Source organism: Micromonospora sp. WMMD882 (genome assembly GCF_027497255.1).
GTDB lineage: Bacteria > Actinomycetota > Actinomycetes > Mycobacteriales > Micromonosporaceae > Micromonospora.
This window is the reverse complement of record NZ_CP114903.1, coordinates 5,198,232-5,215,871: the sequence shown is the minus strand read 5'-3', so window position 1 is coordinate 5,215,871 and position 17,640 is coordinate 5,198,232. Positions and strand designations below refer to the sequence as shown.

The window sequence follows — 17,640 nt, the reverse complement described above, 5'->3', positions numbered from 1 at the left end:
GCCGTTCACCGACCGACGGCGGCGGCCAGGTCGGCGAGGTCCCGGCGCAGCGCCCCTTCCACCGTACGGGCGGCCAGGCCGCCGAAGAGCAGGGCGAGCACCCGCCCGTACGGGGCGTTCGGCACCGCCTCCTGCGCGACGGTGACGGCGGTGCCGGGCCGGCCGTGCCGGCGTGCCGGCCGCAGGGTCCAGGTGATCCGGTAGTCGACGCCGATCCCGGGGGAGCTGAGCACCAGCCGGTGCGGCGGCTCGACCGCGCCGACCACGTACTCCTCGGTCAGCCGGCCGCCGTCGGGCCGGACGCGGGTCTCCCGCCAGGACGTTCCGGCGGCGAACGGGCCGGGGGTCAGCACCTCCACCGCATCGGCGGCGGTGAGCCGGTCGGCGCGGGCGGGCAGCTCGGTGAGCAGCCGCCACACCTGCTCGGCGGGGGCGTCGACGAAATCCGTCACCGACACCGTGGACATGGCACCTCCCGTGCCGTTCACGGTACGGGCAGCCGGCGGTCCGCGCCGCCACAACGATCGAGGGCCCCGTCACTCCGGCCGGGAGTGACGGAGCCCTCGGTCAGCTCCGCTGCGCCCGCCGCCGACCAGCGGCGACGGGGCGGTGGGTCAGGGCCGCATCTGGCCGGACCGCAGGGCGGTGACGAACGCCGACCACCCGAGCGGGCTGACCGCGAGCGCCGGACCGGTGAGGTCCTTGGAATCGCGGATGCCGACCACGCCGAGGGAGCCGACGAGGTTGTCCGCCACCTCCACGCAGAGACCCTGATCGTTGGAGCGGCTGCTCTTGCGCCAGATGGCGCCGACGAGATCGTTCATCCTCGCTACCTCCCTGTGCGGTGGGACGTCCCACGACTTGCCGCCGCCCGTCGCGGGCGACGCGTTCCGGGACGCTCAACGGCGCAGGGTCGCCGCGCTACCGGACAGACAGTGCGATCGCGGCCACAGAGAGTCAACGAGCCGGGTGGATGGTGCCGGTGACCTCCCCGAGGGCGACCACGCCGCCGTCCGGGCCGGGCGCGGTGGCCGTGACGGTGACGGTGTCCCCGTCGACGAGGAAGGCGCGGTCGTCGCCGCCGATCCTGACCGGCTCCGCCCCGCCCCAGGTCAGCTCCAGGAACGAGCCGACCTGGTCCCGTCGGGGCCCGGAGACCGTGCCGGAGGCGTACAGGTCGCCGGTGCGCAGCGACGCCCCGTTGGCGGTCAGGTGGGCGAGCTGCTGGGCCGGCGTCCAGTACATGCCGGCGAACGGCGGCTCGGTGACCCGCTCGCCGTTCCACTCCACCGCCAGCCGCAGGTCCAACCCCTGATGGGGTACGGCGCGCAGGTAGTCGAGCACGGCCGGGTCCTGCTCGGGGGCCGGCACGAACGCCTCGGCGAGCGCGTCCAGCGGGGTCACCCAGGCCGACACCGAGGTGGCGAAGGACTTGCCGAGGAACGGGCCGAGGGGTTGGTACTCCCACGCCTGGACGTCCCGGGCGGACCAGTCGTTGACCAGCACCACACCGAACACGTGGTCGGCGAAGTCGGCGACGGAGACCCGGCGCCCCAGCGGGGACGGCACGCCCACCACGAACCCCACCTCGGCCTCGATGTCGAGGCGTACGGAGGGGCCGAACACCGGGCCGTCCGGGGTGGCCCGCTGACCGCAGGGACGCGTCACCGGGGTGCCGGAGACGACCACCGTGCCGGCCCGGCCGTGGTAACCGATCGGCAGGTGCTTCCAGTTGGGCAGCAGCGGCGGCTGCCCGGGCCGGAAGATCTGCCCGACGTTGGCGGCGTGGTGTTCGGAGGAGTAGAAGTCGACGTAGTCGGCCACCTCGAACGGCAGCGCCAGCTCCACCTCGGCCAACGGCGTCAGCAGCGGCGTCACGGCGGGCCGGTGCTCCGGGTCGGTGAGCAGCTCGACCAGCCGCTGCCGGACCGCCGTCCACTGGGGACGGCCGAGCGCCATGAAGTCGTTGAGCGTGGGGCTGCCGAACGCCCCGGCGGCCAGCACCAGATCGGCCTGCTCGGCGGCGGCCAGGTCGAACACCAGGTCGGCGACGCGTACGCCGATCCGGGGCGGCTGGCCGTCCCGCCGGAACACCCCGTACGGCAGGTTCGTCACCCCGTACGGGGAGCCGTCGGCGCCCGGCACCCAGCTCGTCGCGCTCATTGCGAGTAGCCTCCGTCCACCAGCCCCAACCGGACCAGGTCGGTCAGGGGTTCTCCGATGCTGCACGATCCGAAACCGATCCAGAGCGGGCGCGGCCCGTCCCGCCCGGGGGCGGTCCACTGGAGCAGGGGGCGCGGGTCGACGGTGGTCAGCACCTCGGCGACGGCGTCCACCGGCCCGCCCTCGGCCGCGACCCGGACCGCCGCCAGCACGTTGACGAAACCGTGGTGGGTGAAGCCGGTCTCCGGGTCGACGGCGCGGGTGGCGTGGTGCAGCCCGGCGGTCAGCTTGAAGGGGAGCTGCCGGTCCCGGCAGGCGCAGAGCACGGTGGCCAGCTCGCCCGGGGTGGGGAAGAGCTCGGCGGCCAGCCCGCCGGTGCGGAACTTCGCCGCGATCCGGAGGCCGCCGGCGCGCTGCTCGGCGAGCCGGTCCAGCGCGCCGAGCAGCCCCCAGGCGAGCGGGATCTCGGCGTACACGTCGGGCCGGCCGGCGGCGGTCCACCCGGTGGCCAGCCCGGTCAGCTCGGCGAGGCCGGGCAGCGGGTCCTCGCCCCGCCGGGCGACGGCCGCCTCCACCTGGCGGATCCGCAGCCGGGGGTCGGCCGCCGCGCAGGCCGCGCCGAGCCGGGCCAGCGGCACGTCGCCGATCACGCCGATCTCCAGGGGCGCGGGCTCCGCGGCCGGCGCGCCGGGCGTGCCCGGCGTCTCGGGCGTGCCCGGCGTCTCGGTGTCGAGGAGGCGGGCCAGGTCGGGCAGGGCCGACGCCGGTACGAGCAGCGGGCCGACCAGGTCGGCGTACCAGGAGGCGCGGTGCCGGCGGTGGGCGGCGAGGGCGTCGGGCAGGGTGGCGCTGCCGGGCGGGAAGACGGCGGCGTCGTCGACGAGACCGGCGAGCAGCCGGGGCACCTGCGTTGACACGAGACAAGAATCTACGGGACGCTACAAGTAACGGACAACAGCGTCCGATTATCGGACGCCTTCGGCCGGTGAGCGACCCCGTCGGACGCCTTCGCCGGTGAGCGACCCCGGGAGGGCGACATGCCGTACTACCGCAGCGTCGGAGACGTGCCCCGCAAGCGGCACACCCAGTTCCGTCAGCCCGACGGCAGCCTGTACACCGAGGAGCTGATGGGGCAGGAGGGCTTCTCCTCCGACTCGTCCCTGCTCTACCACCGGCACGCGCCCACCGCGATCGTCGCCGCCGACGAGTTCACCCCGCCAGCGGTCACCCGCGCGCCGAACCTGCCGCTCAAGCCCCGCCACCTGCGCACCCACAAGCTCGACGGCGGCCCCGCCGACCCGGTGTTCGGCCGGCGGTACCTGCTCGCCAACGACGACGTCCGGATCGCGTACGTGGTCGCCGACCGGCCGTCCCCGCTGTTCCGGGACGCCACCGGCGACCACTGCCTCTACGTCGAGTCCGGCGCGCTGCGGGTGGAGTCCACCTTCGGGACGCTCGACGTGGTCGCCGGCGACTACGTGATCGTCCCGACCTCGACCATCCACCGCCTCGTGCCGACCGGCGACCAGCCGGCCCGGCTGCTGGCCGTCGAGGCGGCCGGGCACGTCGGCCCGCCCAAGCGTTACCTCTCGGTACGCGGCCAGTTCCTCGAGCACTCGCCGTACTGCGAACGCGACGTCCGTGGACCGGACACGCCGCTGCTGGTCGACGGCGAGGAGGTGGAGGTGCTGGTCCGGCACCGTCGGGGCTGGACCAGGTACGTCTACGCGCACCACCCGTTCGACGTGGTCGGCTGGGACGGGCACATGTACCCGTGGGCGTTGTCCATCCACGACTTCGAGCCGATCACCGGCCGGATCCACCAGCCGCCGCCGGTGCACCAGACCTTCCAGGGGCCGAACTTCGTGATCTGCTCCTTCGTGCCCCGCAAGGTCGACTACCACCCGGACGCCATCCCGGTGCCGTACCACCACCACAACGTCGACTCGGACGAGATGCTCTTCTACACCGGCGGCAACTACGAGGCCCGGCGCGGCTCCGGCATCGAGCAGGGCTCGATCTCGCTGCACCCGTCCGGGTTCACCCACGGCCCGCAGCCCGGGGCCGCCGAGCGTGCCATCGGGGTCGACTTCTTCGACGAGCTGGCGGTGATGGTGGACACCTTCCGTCCGCTGGACCTCTGCGACGCGGCGGCGGAGTGCGAGGACCCGGGCTACGCCTGGACCTGGGCCCGCCGCCCCTGACCGGCCGCCCCCGACCCCCGCCAGGCCGGCGCGGGCCGGCGGGTCGCGGTGGAAGGGGGTCAGCGGACCGGGCGGGAGAACGCGGCGAGTTCCGCGATCGCCGCCAGCACGATCGCCAGCACCAGTGGCCACGGCGTGCCGACCAGCGCGTAGAGCAGGATCAGGGCGGGCGCGGCGACCACCGCGTACACCGCCAGGGCCAGCGTCCGGTCGGTGCGCAACAGCTCCGGCAGGACGGTCCGGGTCAGGCCGGGCAACTTCGCCGCGTACCGCCAGACCACCAGCGCCGCGCCGAGCGCGGCGACCGCCGCGAACACCCGCGACCATCCGCCGCTGGCGGCCAGACAGGCGACCGTCACGGTGGCCACCAGGCACCAGCCGGCGCCGTACGCGATCAGTCGACGCAGCTCGCCGGAGATGGTCCGGCGCGGATCGATCCGGGCCGGACCGCCCTGACCGGCCCCGTCCCGGCCCGGCTCGACCGGTCGAGGGCCGATCGCGGCGGCCTCGGCGAGGTGTTCCAGCGCCTCGGCGTAGCGGCGCTGCTCCAACCGGAGCACGCCGATGTCGTGCCGGGCCTCGGCCAGCTCCGGATCGAGGCGCAGCGCCTCGGCGTAGGCCCGCTCGGCCAGGCTGAACAGCCCCAGCCGGGCGGCGACCAGACCGAGCACCAGGTGGGCCTGCGGCTGCTCCGGGGCCAGCTCCACCCCCCGCCAGGCCGCGTTCAGCGCCGGCTGCCCGTTGCGCGCCTCGGCCAGGATCGCCGCCGCGCTGCGCTGGGCGTACGCGTCGTCGGGGCCGAGCGCCAGGATCTCGTCGGCGGTCCGGGCTGCCGGCGCGAACTCCCGTAGGTCGATCAGGGCCAGCGCCCGGGTGACCAGCGGCTCGACCGTGCCGGGGGCGGCGGCCACGGCGGTCTGTGCCGCGTCGAGCGCCGCGGCGGGCCGGTCGGCCGCCAGGTGCAGCCGGGCCAGCATCGTCGACGCGGGGACGTGCGCCGGATCCCGGGCGAGCACGTGGGTCAGCTCACCGGCCGCCTCGTCGTACCGGCCCAGCTCGGCGAGGAGTTGGGCGCGCTGGAGGTAGCTCTCGGTCGGCTCGGGCCCCGGGGTCGTCTCCGACGGCTCCGGGGTCACTCCCGACCGTCCGTGACCGGGTAGACCAGGGCCACCGCGATGCCGGTCAGCCCCTCGCCCCGGCCCGGGAAACCGAGCCCGTCGGTGGTGGCGGCCGAGACGGTCACCGGGGCGCCGACCGCCACGGAGAGGACCTGCTGGGCCTCGGCGCGGCGCGGGCCGATCTTCGGACGGTCGCCGATCACCTGTACGGAGACGTTGCCGATCTCGAAGCCGGCGGCACGGACCCGGCGGGCGCTCTCGGTGAGCAGGGCCACCCCGGACGCGCCGGCCCACTCGGGCTCGGAGACGCCGTAGTTGGCGCCCAGGTCGCCCAGGTCGGCTGCGGACAGCAGCGCGTTGCAGGCCGCGTGCGCGACCACGTCGGCGTCGGAGTGCCCGGCCAGCCCGACCTCGCCCGGCCAGTGCAACCCGGCCAGCCAGCAGGGCCGACCGGGGGCGAACGCGTGGATGTCGGTACCGACGGCCACCCGGGGAACGATCATGGAGCCAGGGTACGCGTCAGGCGCCCACGGCCAGCAGGTGCTCGGCCAGCGTCAGGTCGAACGGTCGGGTGATCTTCAGGGCGTACTCCGAGCCGGGCACGCAGAGCACCGGCACGCCCTGCTTCTCGACCAGGCCCGCGTCGTCGGTCAACGGGTCGGCCGCGGCGGCGTGCGCGGCGGCCAGCACCGCCCGACGGAAGCCCTGCGGGGTCTGCACGGCACGCAGCGCGGAGCGGTCGACCGTGCCGCGCACCACCTCGTCGGTCGAGACCTCCTTGATGGTGTCCACCACCGGGAGCGCCGGGACGACCGCGGCGTGCCCGGCACGTACCGCCGCCGCCACCGACTCGACGAGGGCGGCCGGGACCAGGGCCCGGGCGGCGTCGTGCACCAGGACGATCTCGGCGCCGTCCGGCACGGCGGCCAACGCGGCGGCGACCGAATCCTGTCGTTGCGCGCCACCCGCCACCACGGTGACCGGGGCGACCGCCGCGAGCAGCTCCCGGACGAAGGGCACGTCGCCCGCCGGGGCGGCCACCACGACGGCGCGCACCGACGGCGCGGCGGCGATCCGGCGGACCGCGTGCACGAGCAGCGGCTCCCCGGCGAGCAGCCGCAGCGCCTTGGGAGCGCCGGGACCGAGCCGGACGCCGGCGCCGGCCGCAGGAACAAGGACCGCGACGTCACCGCGCGGATTGAGCTGCGCGGTCACGTCGCGGTCCTCGTTTTTCATCTGCTACAGGGTGGGTACGACGATGCCGTGGAACTAGGCCTCGGTCAGAACCTTGTCGAGCAGCGTCTCCGCCTCGTCCTTGGTGCTCTTCTCGGCCAGCGCGACCTCGCCGACCAGAATGTCGCGGGCCTTGGCGAGCATCCGCTTCTCGCCCGCGGAGAGGCCCCGCTCCCGCTCCCGCCGCCACAGGTCGCGGACCACCTCGGCCACCTTCAGCGGGTTACCGGAGGCCAGCTTCTCCAGATTCGCCTTGTAACGCCGCGACCAGTTGGTCGGCTCCTCGGTGTGCGGAGCGCGGAGGACGTCGAAGACCTTGCCCAGGCCCTCTTCGCCGACCACCTCGCGCACGCCCACGATCTCGGCGTTCTCAGCGGGCACCCGGACCGTGAGGTCACCCTGCGCAACCCTCAGGACGAGGTACTGCTTAGGCTCTCCCTTGATGACCCGAGTCTCGATTGCCTCGATGAGTGCGGCCCCGTGGTGGGGGTAAACAACGGTCTCGCCGACACTGAAAACCATAGGTTCGAAACCCCTTTCGCTGTGTCTAGGGTAACACGCTCAGGCACCGATGTCTCACCGCAGTCCTGACCGTAAGCGCAGCTCAGGGGCCATGTGAGAGGGATTTCTTCGGCTTGACAGGCGGTCAAACCGATGATTCGAACACGCTCCGTGACAAGTGGAACACGTCCCGGCGTGGGCCTCGGTGCGGGTGTTTTCGGATCATCCGCCGCAAGGCTGTCCCGCAGGGGGCGGGTTCCAGGGGGATGCACTCGTTCCATGGTACCGGCCCGTTCGAAGACACGCCCGGATGTAGCCATCCAGCGGCTGGTGGAGGACGCTGGAGAAGCGCCGTTGCTCCCCTCACCCACCCGGCACGCGGAGGTCCGATGGGCATGCCTGACCCTGATGGCCACGGAGCCTCGGACGGCCTGCCCGACCTGCCGCCCGAGTGGGGCCGGCTGGTCGTGCCGGACGACGCCTCCGCGCTCGCCGCCGAGGCCGAGCAGGTACGCCGTGAGCTGCGCGCCGCGCGCCGTCCGCACCGTCGACGGCTGTCGTCCCGGCTGGCCCTGCCGCTGCTGGTGCTGGCCGTGGCGGTGTTGACCACCCTCGCCGGGCTGGTGACCGTCACCTGGCCGCGCACCGACCGGTCGAGCCGGCCCACCGTCCCGACGGCCGCCCCGCCGGTCGGCCCGACCGGCCCGGTCGGTCGCCCGTTGCCGGCGCTCGACCTGGTCGACGACGCCCAGGCGCCGGTGCCGCTGCGCGGCCTGCTGCCGGCGGCGATCGTGCTGGTGGACGCGTGCGCCTGCCCGGAGCGGGTGGCCGAGGCGGTGGTCGCGGCGCCACCGGGGGTCCGGGTGGTCACCGTGACCGGCGGCCGTACGGTCGCCCCGGACCCGGTCGCGCCCGGCGTGCGGCGGCTCGCCGACCCGGCCGGCGGGCTACGCGCCCTGATCGGCGCCGCCCCCGTCCCCGGCACGGTGAGCCTGCTGCTGGTCGACCGCGCCGGCACCGTCGTACGGGTGGTGCCGACGGTCGGCTCGACCGAGGACTACCGGCGGGACCTGGTCCACCTGGCCGACTGACCGGGACGTCAGCCCTGGCCGGGGCCGCAACGTCAGCCCTGGCGGAGCAGGACCGCGTCGAGCTCCACCACGCCGTCCGCCGAGTGGGAGAACCGCACGGTCAACGGGCCGCCGGTCGCCTCCACCATCTGCATCAGGAGAGCGCCGTCACACCGGACCGGCTGCCAACTCCGGCCGATCCCGCCCTCGTGCACCGCGACCGTCACCTCTCCCGGGCCCGCACAACGCGCCAACAGCAGGTACCGGACGTCGGGGGCGCCGGTGACCTGCCGGCTCGCCTCCGGGGCGTCGGCGGTGAGCAACCGGTCGTCCTCCCGCCACAGCACGGTGCCCAGCCGGGACGCGTCGGCCTCCGGATCGGTCAGCACCCGCGCCAGACCGCCCCAGCGTCGCCCGGTCGACCCCCCCGACGACGGGTCGACCACCGCCGTCCGGCCGGGACGGGGCTCGGCCACCGACACGGGGTCGGGACGGGACGGTCGGTCCGGCCCACCGCCGTGGTAGGACGAGGCGGCCCGGCGGGCGGCGGCCAGCCGGGCCGGGTCGGGGCGGGCGAACGGCCCGGCCAGCACCTCCCCCACGGCCGGGACGTTCTCGGCCCCGGCGTCGGCGCGCGGGTCGGCGGCCGTCCACCACCAGCCGCCGAGGAGCGACGCGAGCACGGTCAGCCCGGCCAGCAGCGGCGTGCCGGGCCGGCTCTCGGCGGAGGGGGTCATCGATCGAGCGTAACGCCGGGACCGCTCACCCCCGGCGGTCCAGCAGAGTCGCGTAGAGGGTCAGGCCGGGACCGAAGGCCAGCATGACGATCCGCTCCGGCGGGGTGGGCCGGCGCAGCATCCGGTCGAGGATCAGCAGCACCGTGGTCGACGAGCAGTTGCCGTGCTCGGCCAACGTCGCCCGGGAGTCGTCCAACGCCGACGGCGGCAGGCCCAGCTCCCGTTCGGTCACGTTGAGGATGCGCGGCCCGCCCGGGTGCACCGCCCAACCGTCCACCCCGGACCGGTCGCCCCCGTGCCGGGCCAGCAACGCGTCCACCAGCCCTGCCACGTGCGCGGACAGCACCTGCGGCACCTTCGGGGAGAGTCCCATCCGGAAGCCGGTGTCGGTGACCTCCCACGTCATGTGGTCGGCGGTGGAGGTGTCCGTCACCGCGGCGACCTCACGCAGCGCGTACCCGGGGCCGCCGGGAACCAGCACGGCGGCGACCGCGGCGTCGGAGAAGAGCGCGTGCGACACGATCTGCTGGGTGTCCGCCCGGGCCGTGGCCGGCTGGATGTGCAGGCTGGTCAGCTCGGCGCAGAGCAGCAGCGCGGGACGGCCCCGGGCGGTGACGAAGTCGCCGGCCGCGCCGAGCCCGGGCAGCGCCGCGTAACAGCCCATGTGGCCGACGAACATGCGCTGGGTGTCCGGGGCCATGCCGAGGTCCCGGGCGAGCATGATGTCCAGCCCCGGGGTGGCGTAACCGGTGCAGGAACAGACCACGAAGAGACCGATGTCGCTGGCGGCCAGCCCGGCCGAGGTCAACGCCCGGCCGACCGCCTCCTTGCCCAACGGCAGCGCCTCCACCTGGTAGCGGCGCATCCGCCGCTCGGTGGGCCAGTCGGAGACGTCCTCGATCAGCGGGTTCACCGCCGCCTGCCGCCGGGTCACCCCGGAGTTCGTGAAGATCCGCTCGGCCAGCGCGAGCGGGCCGTCGGCGTAGTGCCGGGCGAAGAAGCCGTCCCAGAGTTCGTCCTGGGTCGCGGACGGCGGTTGCGCCGTACCGAGACCCGCGATCACCGGCACGGCCATGGTCCCACCTCTCGTCGAGCGTCACTGCTGTAGACCAACGAGGCACCGGGTCGTCCCGGACCGTCCGTCCTGGCGTCCCCTTTACCCGCCGCCCGGCCGACTACCCGTTCCACGTCCCGCGCGCTAGCCGTTCCGCGTCCCGCGTCCCTGGTAGAGCACGGCGACGGAACGGGTCGGGACGATCCGGCGGCGGCCGGGCCGGTGGTCGGCGCGGGCCGCCATCCCGGGCACGGCCCGCCGGACCAGCCAGCCGACCAGTCCGCCGACCGCCGGGCGGACGCCGCGCACCCGCAACGTGACGCCGTGCCGGGCGCACTCGCGGACGAGTTCCCCGGCGTCCACGAAGAGGGCCGGGTCGTGGATCCCGCGCGGCACCGCCGGCAGTCGCTCGCCGATCCGGACGGCGACCAGCCGGCTCAGCGCGGTGTCGTTCAGGGTGTCCAGCACGAGCAGGCCGCCGGGACGCAGCAGCCGGCACGCCTCGGCCACCACCCGCCGCCAGTCGGGCACGTGTTCGAGCAGCTCACCGGCGGCGACCACGTCGGCGCAGCCGTCCGCCAGGGGCACCGCCGTGGCGTCGGCGTTGACCACTGTGACGCCGTGCGCGGCGGCCTGCTCCAACGCGGACCGGGTCAGGTCCACCCCGACGTGCCGGTAGCCCTTGCCGGCCAGGTACGGGGCGAGCAGGCCACCCCCGCAGCCCAGGTCGACCAGGAGCGCGCCGTCGCGGCGGGCCGGGGGCACCAGCGCGGCGCGTGCCTCGGCGAGCCACTGCAGCAGGGCGAAGGCCCCGTCCGGCCGCCACCACTCGCCGGCCAGGTCGTCGTACTGGCGGGGGTCGTTGGGCGGCAGGACACGCGGGCGGGTGGGCACGGGCGGCGAACCGTCTCGCATGGAACGAGCGTGGCACGACCAGCCGGTAACGACCAGACTTCCGTTATGCGGCGAACGGTGTTAGGGCTGGTCAAGGCGAGCCATCCGGAACCTGCCCTCGCGGTGACCGTGGTCGCCGGGCTGCTCGCCCTGGGGGTGGGGCACGACCCGGCGGGGGTCGCCACGGTGGCCGCCAGCGTGCTCGCCAGCCAACTCGCCGTCGGCTGGTCCAACGACCTCCTCGACGCCGGCCGGGACGCGCTGGTCGGCCGGGCCGACAAACCGGTGGTGACCGGGACGGTCAGCCGTCGGGCGCTGACCGTCGGCACGGTGGTGGCCGCGGTGGCCTGCCCCGCGCTGGCGTCGACCACCAACCCGGCCGCCGCGGCGTGCCTCACCGTCGCCCTGCTCTCCGCCCTGCTCTACAACTGGCCGTTGAAGTCCAGCCCGGTCTCGGTGCTGCCGTACGCGGTCTCCTTCGGCGCGCTGCCCGCGTTCGTGGTGCTGGCCCTGCCCGGCGCGCCCACCCCGCCGGGCTGGCTGGTGGCCGCCGGAGCGCTGCTCGGCGCCGGCGCGCACTTCGCCAACGTGCTGCCCGACCTGACCGACGACGCCCGCACCGGGGTACGCGGGCTGCCGCACCGGCTGGGCGCGACCGGCAGCGCGGCGGCGGCCGCCGCGCTGCTGCTCGCCGCCACCGTCGCGCTGGCCCTCGGGCCAGCCGGGCCGCCGTCCTGGGCCGGGCTCGCGGCGATCGTCGCCGCCGCCCTGGTCCCGCCGCTGAGCTGGTACGTCGGACGCCGCGCGGCCCGCGCCGGTGGCCGGCACCCGGCCGCCTTCCGGGCGGTGCTGCTGATCGCGGTGGTCGACGTGGTGCTGCTGGTGGCGAGCGGTCGGGTCGTGTGACGCCTCCTGCGGCGGGCTTTGCCGGGTCGCCGTGCGGGCCTCGATCAGCCCCAACTACGCTGGACCGCGGTCTGCGCGGGTATGGCCACCGCACCGGGCGTACGCCCCGGGTGGGGATCGCAACGAGGAGGACCGACGTGACGCGCTCGATCAGGGGCTCCCGACGGGCGGCCGTGCTGCTGGCCGGCACGGCGGCAGCGACGCTGCTGGTGTCCGGCTGTGGCGCCGGGCAGGTCGCCGAGACCGCCATGAAGGAGGCGTCGGTCCAGGGCGTGAACACCGGCACCCCGGACGGCGCCTACCTGGTCCGTGGCCTGGTGGTCGACTTCCCGGGCAGCGAGGGCTACCCGGCCGGGGGCACCGCCCCGCTCAGCGTGGTGCTCTACAACGAGACGCCGGAGGCGGTGCGGGTGACCGTCAGCACCGAGAGCGCCCGGCAGGTCGTGCTGGCCGGCGCGGGCGCATCGCCGTCCGCCACCCCGGACGGGTCCGCCTCGGCCACCCCGTCGGAGACGGCCGGCCCGAGCCCGACCGACACCGCCAGCCCGGGCGCGACGCCCACCGACCCGGCCAGCCCTGGCGCGACGCCCACCGACACCGCCAGCCCGGGCGCGACCGGGACGGCGAGCCCGACGCCCACCGAGACGGCCCCCGCCGGCGTCCCGCCCGTCGTGGAGCTGCCCCCGTTCGGGTACGCCCAGCTCAACCAGCAGGGCGGCCGGTTCCTCCAGCTCGTCGGCCTCAACGAGGACCTGCGGGCCGGGCAGCAGGTGGAGCTGGTCTTCGACTTCGGCGGCAAGCGGATCAGCACCCCGGCCCCGGTCGGCGTGCCGCTGTCGCCGCAGGCCCCGCCGTCGCCGATCATCGAGCGGCACGGCGGCGAGGGCGGCGAGGAGGACGGCCACTGACGCGGCCCTCCCCCGGACACCGACGACACCGCCGGCGTGGTCAACCCCACGCCGGCGGTGTTTTCGTCGTACGGGTTGGCTAGCGTCGCGGTGTGACGACCTCCCGAGCGACCCCGCGCGGCGCGGCCGGTCCCGCCCGATCCCGGGCGGCCCGCGAGCCACGCCCGGCGTACGAGTGCGACGCCTGCGGCCACCAGCCGCCGAAATGGGTCGGGCGCTGCCCGGAGTGCGGCGAGTGGGGCTCGGTGGTGGAGCGCACGGTCACCGGCCCGACGGTTTCCGGGCGGGTGGTCAGCTCCCGGGCGCCGGCCGAGCCGGCCCGCCCGATCGCCACCATCAGCGCCGCCCCGGCGAAGGCCCGGCCGACCGGCGTCGCCGAGCTCGACCGGGTCCTCGGCGGCGGCCTGGTGCCGGGCGCGGTGGTGCTGCTCGCCGGCGAGCCGGGTGTCGGCAAGTCCACCCTGCTGCTCGACGTCGCCCAGCAGTGGGCGGCCGGGGCGGGCAGCCCGTCCCTGGTGGTCAGCGGCGAGGAGTCGGTCAGCCAGGTGCGGCTGCGGGCCGAGCGGATGGACGCCCTGCACGACCAGCTCTACCTGGCCGCCGAGAGCGACCTCGGCGCGGTGCTCGGGCACCTCGACGCGGTCAAGCCGGGCCTGCTGGTGCTCGACTCGGTGCAGACCATCTCCACCCCCGGCACCGACGGCGTGCCCGGCGGGGTGACCCAGGTCCGGGCGGTCACCGCCGCGCTGGTGTCGGTGGCCAAGGATCGCGGCATCGCCACCGTCCTGGTCGGTCACGTCACCAAGGACGGCCAGGTCGCCGGCCCCCGGGTGCTGGAGCACCTGGTCGACGTGGTGCTGCACTTCGAGGGCGACAAGCACTCCTCGCTGCGGCTGGTCCGCGGCGTGAAGAACCGCTTCGGCGCGGCCGACGAGGTCGGCTGCTTCGAGATGCACGAGCGGGGCATCAGCAGCCTCGCCGACCCGTCCGGGCTGTTCCTGACCCGCTACGCCGAGCCCGTGCCGGGCACCTGCGTGACGGTGGCGATGGAGGGGCGGCGGGCCCTGGTCACCGAGGTCCAGGCGTTGATCGGGGCGACGGTGGCCGGCTCGCCGAGGCGTACGGTCTCGGGGCTGGACGGCGCCCGGCTGGCGATGGTCCTCGCCGTGCTCCAGCGGCGCGCCGAGCGGCTGACCCTGCACGACCGGGAGGTCTTCGCGGCGACCGTCGGCGGCATCCGGGTGGTCGAGCCGGCCGCCGACCTGGCGGTGGCGCTGGCGGTGGCCTCCGGTGGGCTCAACCTGGCCATCGCCCCGCACCTGGTGGCGATCGGCGAGGTCGGGTTGACCGGCGAGGTGCGCCGGGTGGGGGCGGTCCCCCGCCGGCTGGCCGAGGCGGCCCGGCTGGGTTTCCGGCTGGCCCTGGTGCCCACCGGTTGCGGGCCGGACGCGTCCGGCGTCACCGCCCCGGAGGGCATGCGCGTGGTCGAGGTCGCTGACGTACGGTCGGCGTTGCAGGCCGCGGCCCGCGCCTCGGCGGAGTGACCGGCCGGTCGCAGGGCGCGCCGCCGCAGGTGAAAGGGGTGTCGGGCAGGTGACACATCACAGTAACCACGGCAGCACCGAACGCATGCCAGTCCGTAGACTGTCCGCGTGCCGACCGACCGCGATGCCACCAAGCCAGCCGGCGCGACCCCGCACGCCCGCGGTGGCGCGCTGGGCTCGCCGGCCCGACCGATCAGCGTCAGCGTGACCGGCGGCGTCACCACCGGCGGGGCCGGTGACCCGCTCCGGGCCAATCTCGCCCTGATGGCGCCCGGCACCGCGCTGCGCGACGGCCTGGAGCGCATCCTGCGGGGCCGCACCGGAGCGTTGATCGTGCTGGGGTACGACAAGGTCGTCGAGACCCTGTGCACCGGCGGCTTCCCGCTCGACGTGGAGTTCTCCGCCACCCGGGTCCGCGAGCTCTGCAAGATGGACGGTGCGGTGGTGCTGTCCAGCGACGGCACCCGGATCGTCCGGGCGGCGGTGCACCTGATGCCCGACCCGACCATCCCGACGGAGGAGTCCGGCACCCGGCACCGCACCGCCGAGCGGGTGGCCCGGCAGACCGGCTACCCGGTCATCTCGGTCAGTCAGTCCATGCGGATCATCAGCCTCTACGTCAACGGCCAGCGCCACGTGCTTGACGATTCGGCCGCGATCCTGTCCCGGGCCAACCAGGCTCTCGCCACGCTGGAGCGCTACAAGCTCCGGCTGGACGAGGTCTCCGGCACCCTCTCCGCGCTGGAGATCGAGGATCTGGTCACCGTACGTGACGCGGTGGCGGTGGTGCAGCGGCTGGAGATGGTCCGTCGGATCGCCGACGAGATCGCCGGTTACGTGGTCGAGCTGGGCACCGACGGCCGGCTGCTCGCTCTCCAGTTGGACGAGCTGATGGCCGGTGTGGACGCCGACCGCACGTTGGTCATCCGGGACTACCTCCCCGCCGGGCGCAAGTCCCGCACCCTGGACGAAGCCCTGGTCGAGCTGGATCTCCTCGGCGCCACCGAGCTGATCGACCTGGTGGCGGTGGCCAAGGCCATCGGTTACCCGGGCGCGTCCGACGCGCTGGACTCGGCGGTCAGCCCGCGCGGCTTCCGGCTGCTGGCCAAGGTGCCCCGGCTGCCGGTGGCCATCGTCGACCGGCTGGTGCTGCACTTCGGCAGCCTCCAGCGGCTGCTCGGCGCGACCGTGGAGGACCTCCAGGCCGTCGACGGCGTCGGCGACGCCCGCGCCCGCGGCGTCCGGGAGGGCCTGTCCCGGCTCGCCGAGGCGTCGATCCTGGAGCGGTACGTCTAGACCTGCCCTCGCCCCCGGCGTCCGCCCCCTCGACCCGGTCGGCGCTGCCGTGGGCGCGGTTCAGCCGGTGATGGTCAGCTTCGTCGGGGCGCTGAGCTTGGTGCCGAGCCGGCCGAAGACCTGGTACGCGCCGGGCGCGACCGCCGGGCCGCTGGCCTCCCCGCTGGCGCACTTGCTGGCGTCCCTGCCGTTCCAGGTCACCGTGTAGGAGCGCTCGAAGCCGGGGGTGAAGGACTGCACGTCCGACCCCTTCGCCGTACCGCAGGTGTCCGAGGACCAGATCTTCTCCGCGCCGACCTTGACGAAGAGCTCCTGGAGGTCCGCGCCGACGTCCCGGCTGCACGTCCGGTCCGAAATGTTCTTGATCTTGAGAAGCAGGTCGACCGGAGCGCCCGGGGAGACCGATGCGGGCAACGCCACCGGCGTCACCGAGATCTCGGCGTCGGCGCAGCCACCGTCGTCGCTGCCCGGCGCGGCAGTGCCACCCGACCCCGGGCCACCACCACCCGGACCGGCGCCACCCGGACCACCGGCGGCCGGCGGCGCGGCGCCGGTCGCGGACGGCTCACCGGCGCCCCCCGGACCGCCTCCGTCCGGCACGACGGGCGACGGCGGAGCGCCTGACTGCGGAGTCAGCACCGAACCACTCGGCGAGGGGTCACCCGCCGACCGGCTCGGCCCCGGCTGCTCCGGAGCCGCGGTGTCGTCGCGCGACCCGGTGCACGAGTACAGCACGACGATGAGGAAGAGGATCCCCGCTCCAAGTACGACGGCACGACGCCGCCAGTACACGGCGGGCGGCAGAGGGCCAACCGTCAGACGCATGATGCCCCCACGGTAGCGGCGTTACGGGCGCCCACCGGGCACGACGCGCCGGAGCGAGAACGGCTCACTGCGCCAACCTTTCCGGCCGTCAGAGATACACCTTGCGTTGGTAGACGGCGTGCGCGCCGGCCACCCGGTCCAGGAAGAGCAACCCGGCACAGTGGTCGATCTCGTGCTGGAGGGCGCGGGCCTCGAACGCGTCGGTGGTCAGCCGGACCCGACGACCGGAACCGGGCAGCAGCCCCTCCACCACCAGCCGGCTGGCCCGCTTGACGTCACCGGTGAGATCGGGCACCGACATGCAGCCCTCCCGGCCGACCTTCCACCGGCTGGCCTCCACCACCCGCGCGTTGCAGAGCACGAACGGGCCGTGCGCCGTCACCGCCTTGGGATGGCCGGTCACGTCCACCGCGAAGACCTGGGCGCCCACACCGACCTGCGGCGCCGCCAGCCCGACGCAGCCGGGCGACACCCGCATCGTGGCCACCAGGTCGGCGGCGAGCCGGACCACCTCCTCGGCGGTCGGGTCGACCTCGTCGCCGGCCCGGCCGAGCACGCCGTGCGGGGCGGCCACCACCGGCCGCACCGCGCCGGGTACGGGCAGCGCCTCCGGTGTCCAGCCGGCCAGGCCGACGTCCTGGGCGGTCACAGCAGGTCCGGGTCGGCCGGCCGGAGAGTGACCCCGACACCCAGGTCGGCGGCGGTACGGGTCAGTCGTTCCCGGACCATCTCGGCGGCGCCCGGCGGCAGGTCGACCTCGGCCACCACGACGTAGAGGTCCCCGGTCAGCCGGGTCGTCAGGTCGGTGACGTTGCCACCGGCGTCGGCCAGCACCCGGGTCATCGACGCGACGATGCCGAGCCGGTCCCCGCCGTGCACCGCCACCACGTACGGCTCGCCGCCGGTGGTCGTGGCCCCGTCCGCGACGACCTCGCGTACCGTCGCCAGGAGCTGGCCGTCGGCGGACAACGCCGCGAGCGCGGCCTCGACCTCGGCGGCGGCCGGGCCGACACAGACCAGCGTCATCGCGAAGTGCCCACGCAGCCGCGTCATGGTGGAGTCGGTCAGGTTCGCCCCGAGCCCGGAGAGCACCTCCGCGACATCGGCCACGATGCCCGGACGGTCCCGGCCGATGACGGTGATCGCCAGCTCGTTCATGCCGGCATTCTCCCCGACCTGCGGTTCGG

The 17,640-nt window shown here is 74.9% G+C and carries 20 protein-coding genes; 6 read left to right on the top strand and 14 right to left on the bottom strand.

The genetic code is table 11. The features are described 5' to 3' along the window. Positions 1-5: 5 nt before the first annotated feature. The 4 genes from O7606_RS22310 to O7606_RS22295 form a co-directional block, all read right to left on the bottom strand. Entirely contained in the window at positions 6-467 is a 462-nt protein-coding gene (locus tag O7606_RS22310) for an SRPBCC family protein (RefSeq protein ID WP_281595976.1), read from the bottom strand. Positions 468-614: 147 nt separating this feature from the next. Next, a complete protein-coding gene (locus O7606_RS22305) occupies positions 615-824 on the bottom strand; it encodes a DUF397 domain-containing protein (RefSeq protein ID WP_281595975.1) in 210 nt (69 codons plus the stop codon). A gap of 133 nt (positions 825-957) precedes the next feature. Beyond that, positions 958-2,163, bottom strand: a complete 1,206-nt coding sequence (gene fahA / locus O7606_RS22300; protein ID WP_281595974.1) for a fumarylacetoacetase — start codon at positions 2,161-2,163, stop codon at positions 958-960. Next, positions 2,160-3,080, bottom strand: a complete 921-nt coding sequence (locus O7606_RS22295) for a hypothetical protein (protein WP_281595973.1) — start codon at positions 3,078-3,080, stop codon at positions 2,160-2,162. The genes fahA and O7606_RS22295 overlap by 4 nt, the downstream gene beginning before the upstream one ends. A 120-nt stretch (positions 3,081-3,200) precedes the next feature. On the opposite strand from O7606_RS22295, the gene O7606_RS22290 reads away from it, so the two are divergent. Then, entirely contained in the window at positions 3,201-4,367 is a 1,167-nt protein-coding gene (locus O7606_RS22290) for a cupin domain-containing protein (protein ID WP_281595972.1), read from the top strand. A gap of 59 nt (positions 4,368-4,426) precedes the next feature. Here the strand turns inward: O7606_RS22290 and O7606_RS22285 are convergent, their stop codons facing one another. Genes O7606_RS22285 through O7606_RS22270 form a run of 4 tightly spaced genes read right to left on the bottom strand, consistent with a single transcriptional unit; the run spans position 4,427 to position 7,240 of the window. Then, entirely contained in the window at positions 4,427-5,503 is a 1,077-nt protein-coding gene (locus O7606_RS22285; RefSeq protein ID WP_281595971.1) for a tetratricopeptide repeat protein, read from the bottom strand. Continuing rightward, the gene (ispF, locus tag O7606_RS22280; protein WP_281595970.1) at positions 5,500-5,988 is read right to left on the bottom strand and encodes a 2-C-methyl-D-erythritol 2,4-cyclodiphosphate synthase; all 489 of its coding nucleotides are present in this window, start codon (positions 5,986-5,988) and stop codon (positions 5,500-5,502) included. Before ispF ends, O7606_RS22285 begins: the two co-directional genes overlap by 4 nt. A gap of 16 nt (positions 5,989-6,004) precedes the next feature. Further along, complete coding sequence (gene ispD, locus O7606_RS22275; protein ID WP_281599808.1) at positions 6,005-6,700, bottom strand: 2-C-methyl-D-erythritol 4-phosphate cytidylyltransferase; 696 nt, start codon at positions 6,698-6,700, stop codon at positions 6,005-6,007. Positions 6,701-6,754: 54 nt separating this feature from the next. Continuing rightward, positions 6,755-7,240 carry a CarD family transcriptional regulator gene (locus O7606_RS22270; RefSeq protein ID WP_007073334.1) on the bottom strand — a complete coding sequence of 162 codons (486 nt, stop codon included), beginning with the start codon at positions 7,238-7,240 and terminating at the stop codon, positions 6,755-6,757. A 368-nt stretch (positions 7,241-7,608) separates the two neighbouring features. On the opposite strand from O7606_RS22270, the gene O7606_RS22265 reads away from it, so the two are divergent. After that, on the top strand, positions 7,609-8,310 hold the full coding sequence (locus O7606_RS22265; protein ID WP_281595969.1) for a hypothetical protein: 702 nt from the start codon (positions 7,609-7,611) through the stop codon (positions 8,308-8,310). Between the two features lie 32 nt (positions 8,311-8,342). Here the strand turns inward: O7606_RS22265 and O7606_RS22260 are convergent, their stop codons facing one another. The 3 genes from O7606_RS22260 to O7606_RS22250 form a co-directional block, all read right to left on the bottom strand. After that, positions 8,343-9,026 (bottom strand): hypothetical protein, encoded by a 684-nt coding sequence (locus tag O7606_RS22260; protein WP_281595968.1) that lies wholly within the window; start codon positions 9,024-9,026, stop codon positions 8,343-8,345. A 25-nt stretch (positions 9,027-9,051) separates the two neighbouring features. Then, entirely contained in the window at positions 9,052-10,101 is a 1,050-nt protein-coding gene (locus O7606_RS22255; RefSeq protein ID WP_281595967.1) for a type III polyketide synthase, read from the bottom strand. 123 nt (positions 10,102-10,224) lie between these two features. Continuing rightward, on the bottom strand, positions 10,225-10,995 hold the full coding sequence (locus O7606_RS22250; protein WP_281595966.1) for a methyltransferase domain-containing protein: 771 nt from the start codon (positions 10,993-10,995) through the stop codon (positions 10,225-10,227). 45 nt (positions 10,996-11,040) lie between these two features. On the opposite strand from O7606_RS22250, the gene O7606_RS22245 reads away from it, so the two are divergent. From O7606_RS22245 to disA, 4 genes are all read left to right on the top strand, one after another. Further along, on the top strand, positions 11,041-11,880 hold the full coding sequence (locus O7606_RS22245) for a UbiA family prenyltransferase (protein ID WP_281595964.1): 840 nt from the start codon (positions 11,041-11,043) through the stop codon (positions 11,878-11,880). 137 nt (positions 11,881-12,017) lie between these two features. Then, positions 12,018-12,788 carry a hypothetical protein gene (locus O7606_RS22240; RefSeq protein ID WP_281595963.1) on the top strand — a complete coding sequence of 257 codons (771 nt, stop codon included), beginning with the start codon at positions 12,018-12,020 and terminating at the stop codon, positions 12,786-12,788. Positions 12,789-12,880: 92 nt separating this feature from the next. Continuing rightward, positions 12,881-14,332, top strand: coding sequence for a DNA repair protein RadA (gene radA / locus O7606_RS22235; protein WP_281595962.1), 1,452 nt, complete (start codon positions 12,881-12,883; stop codon positions 14,330-14,332). 108 nt (positions 14,333-14,440) lie between these two features. Beyond that, positions 14,441-15,628, top strand: a complete 1,188-nt coding sequence (gene disA / locus O7606_RS22230; RefSeq protein ID WP_281595961.1) for a DNA integrity scanning diadenylate cyclase DisA — start codon at positions 14,441-14,443, stop codon at positions 15,626-15,628. 60 nt (positions 15,629-15,688) lie between these two features. On the opposite strand, the gene O7606_RS22225 is transcribed toward disA, so the two are convergent. From O7606_RS22225 to O7606_RS22215, 3 genes are all read right to left on the bottom strand, one after another. Beyond that, a complete protein-coding gene (locus O7606_RS22225) occupies positions 15,689-16,453 on the bottom strand; it encodes a hypothetical protein (protein ID WP_281595960.1) in 765 nt (254 codons plus the stop codon). A gap of 88 nt (positions 16,454-16,541) precedes the next feature. Continuing rightward, a complete protein-coding gene (locus O7606_RS22220; RefSeq protein WP_281595959.1) occupies positions 16,542-17,102 on the bottom strand; it encodes a peptide deformylase in 561 nt (186 codons plus the stop codon). Next, complete coding sequence (locus O7606_RS22215) at positions 17,099-17,611, bottom strand: ACT domain-containing protein (protein WP_281595958.1); 513 nt, start codon at positions 17,609-17,611, stop codon at positions 17,099-17,101. Before O7606_RS22215 ends, O7606_RS22220 begins: the two co-directional genes overlap by 4 nt. Positions 17,612-17,640 lie beyond the last annotated feature (29 nt).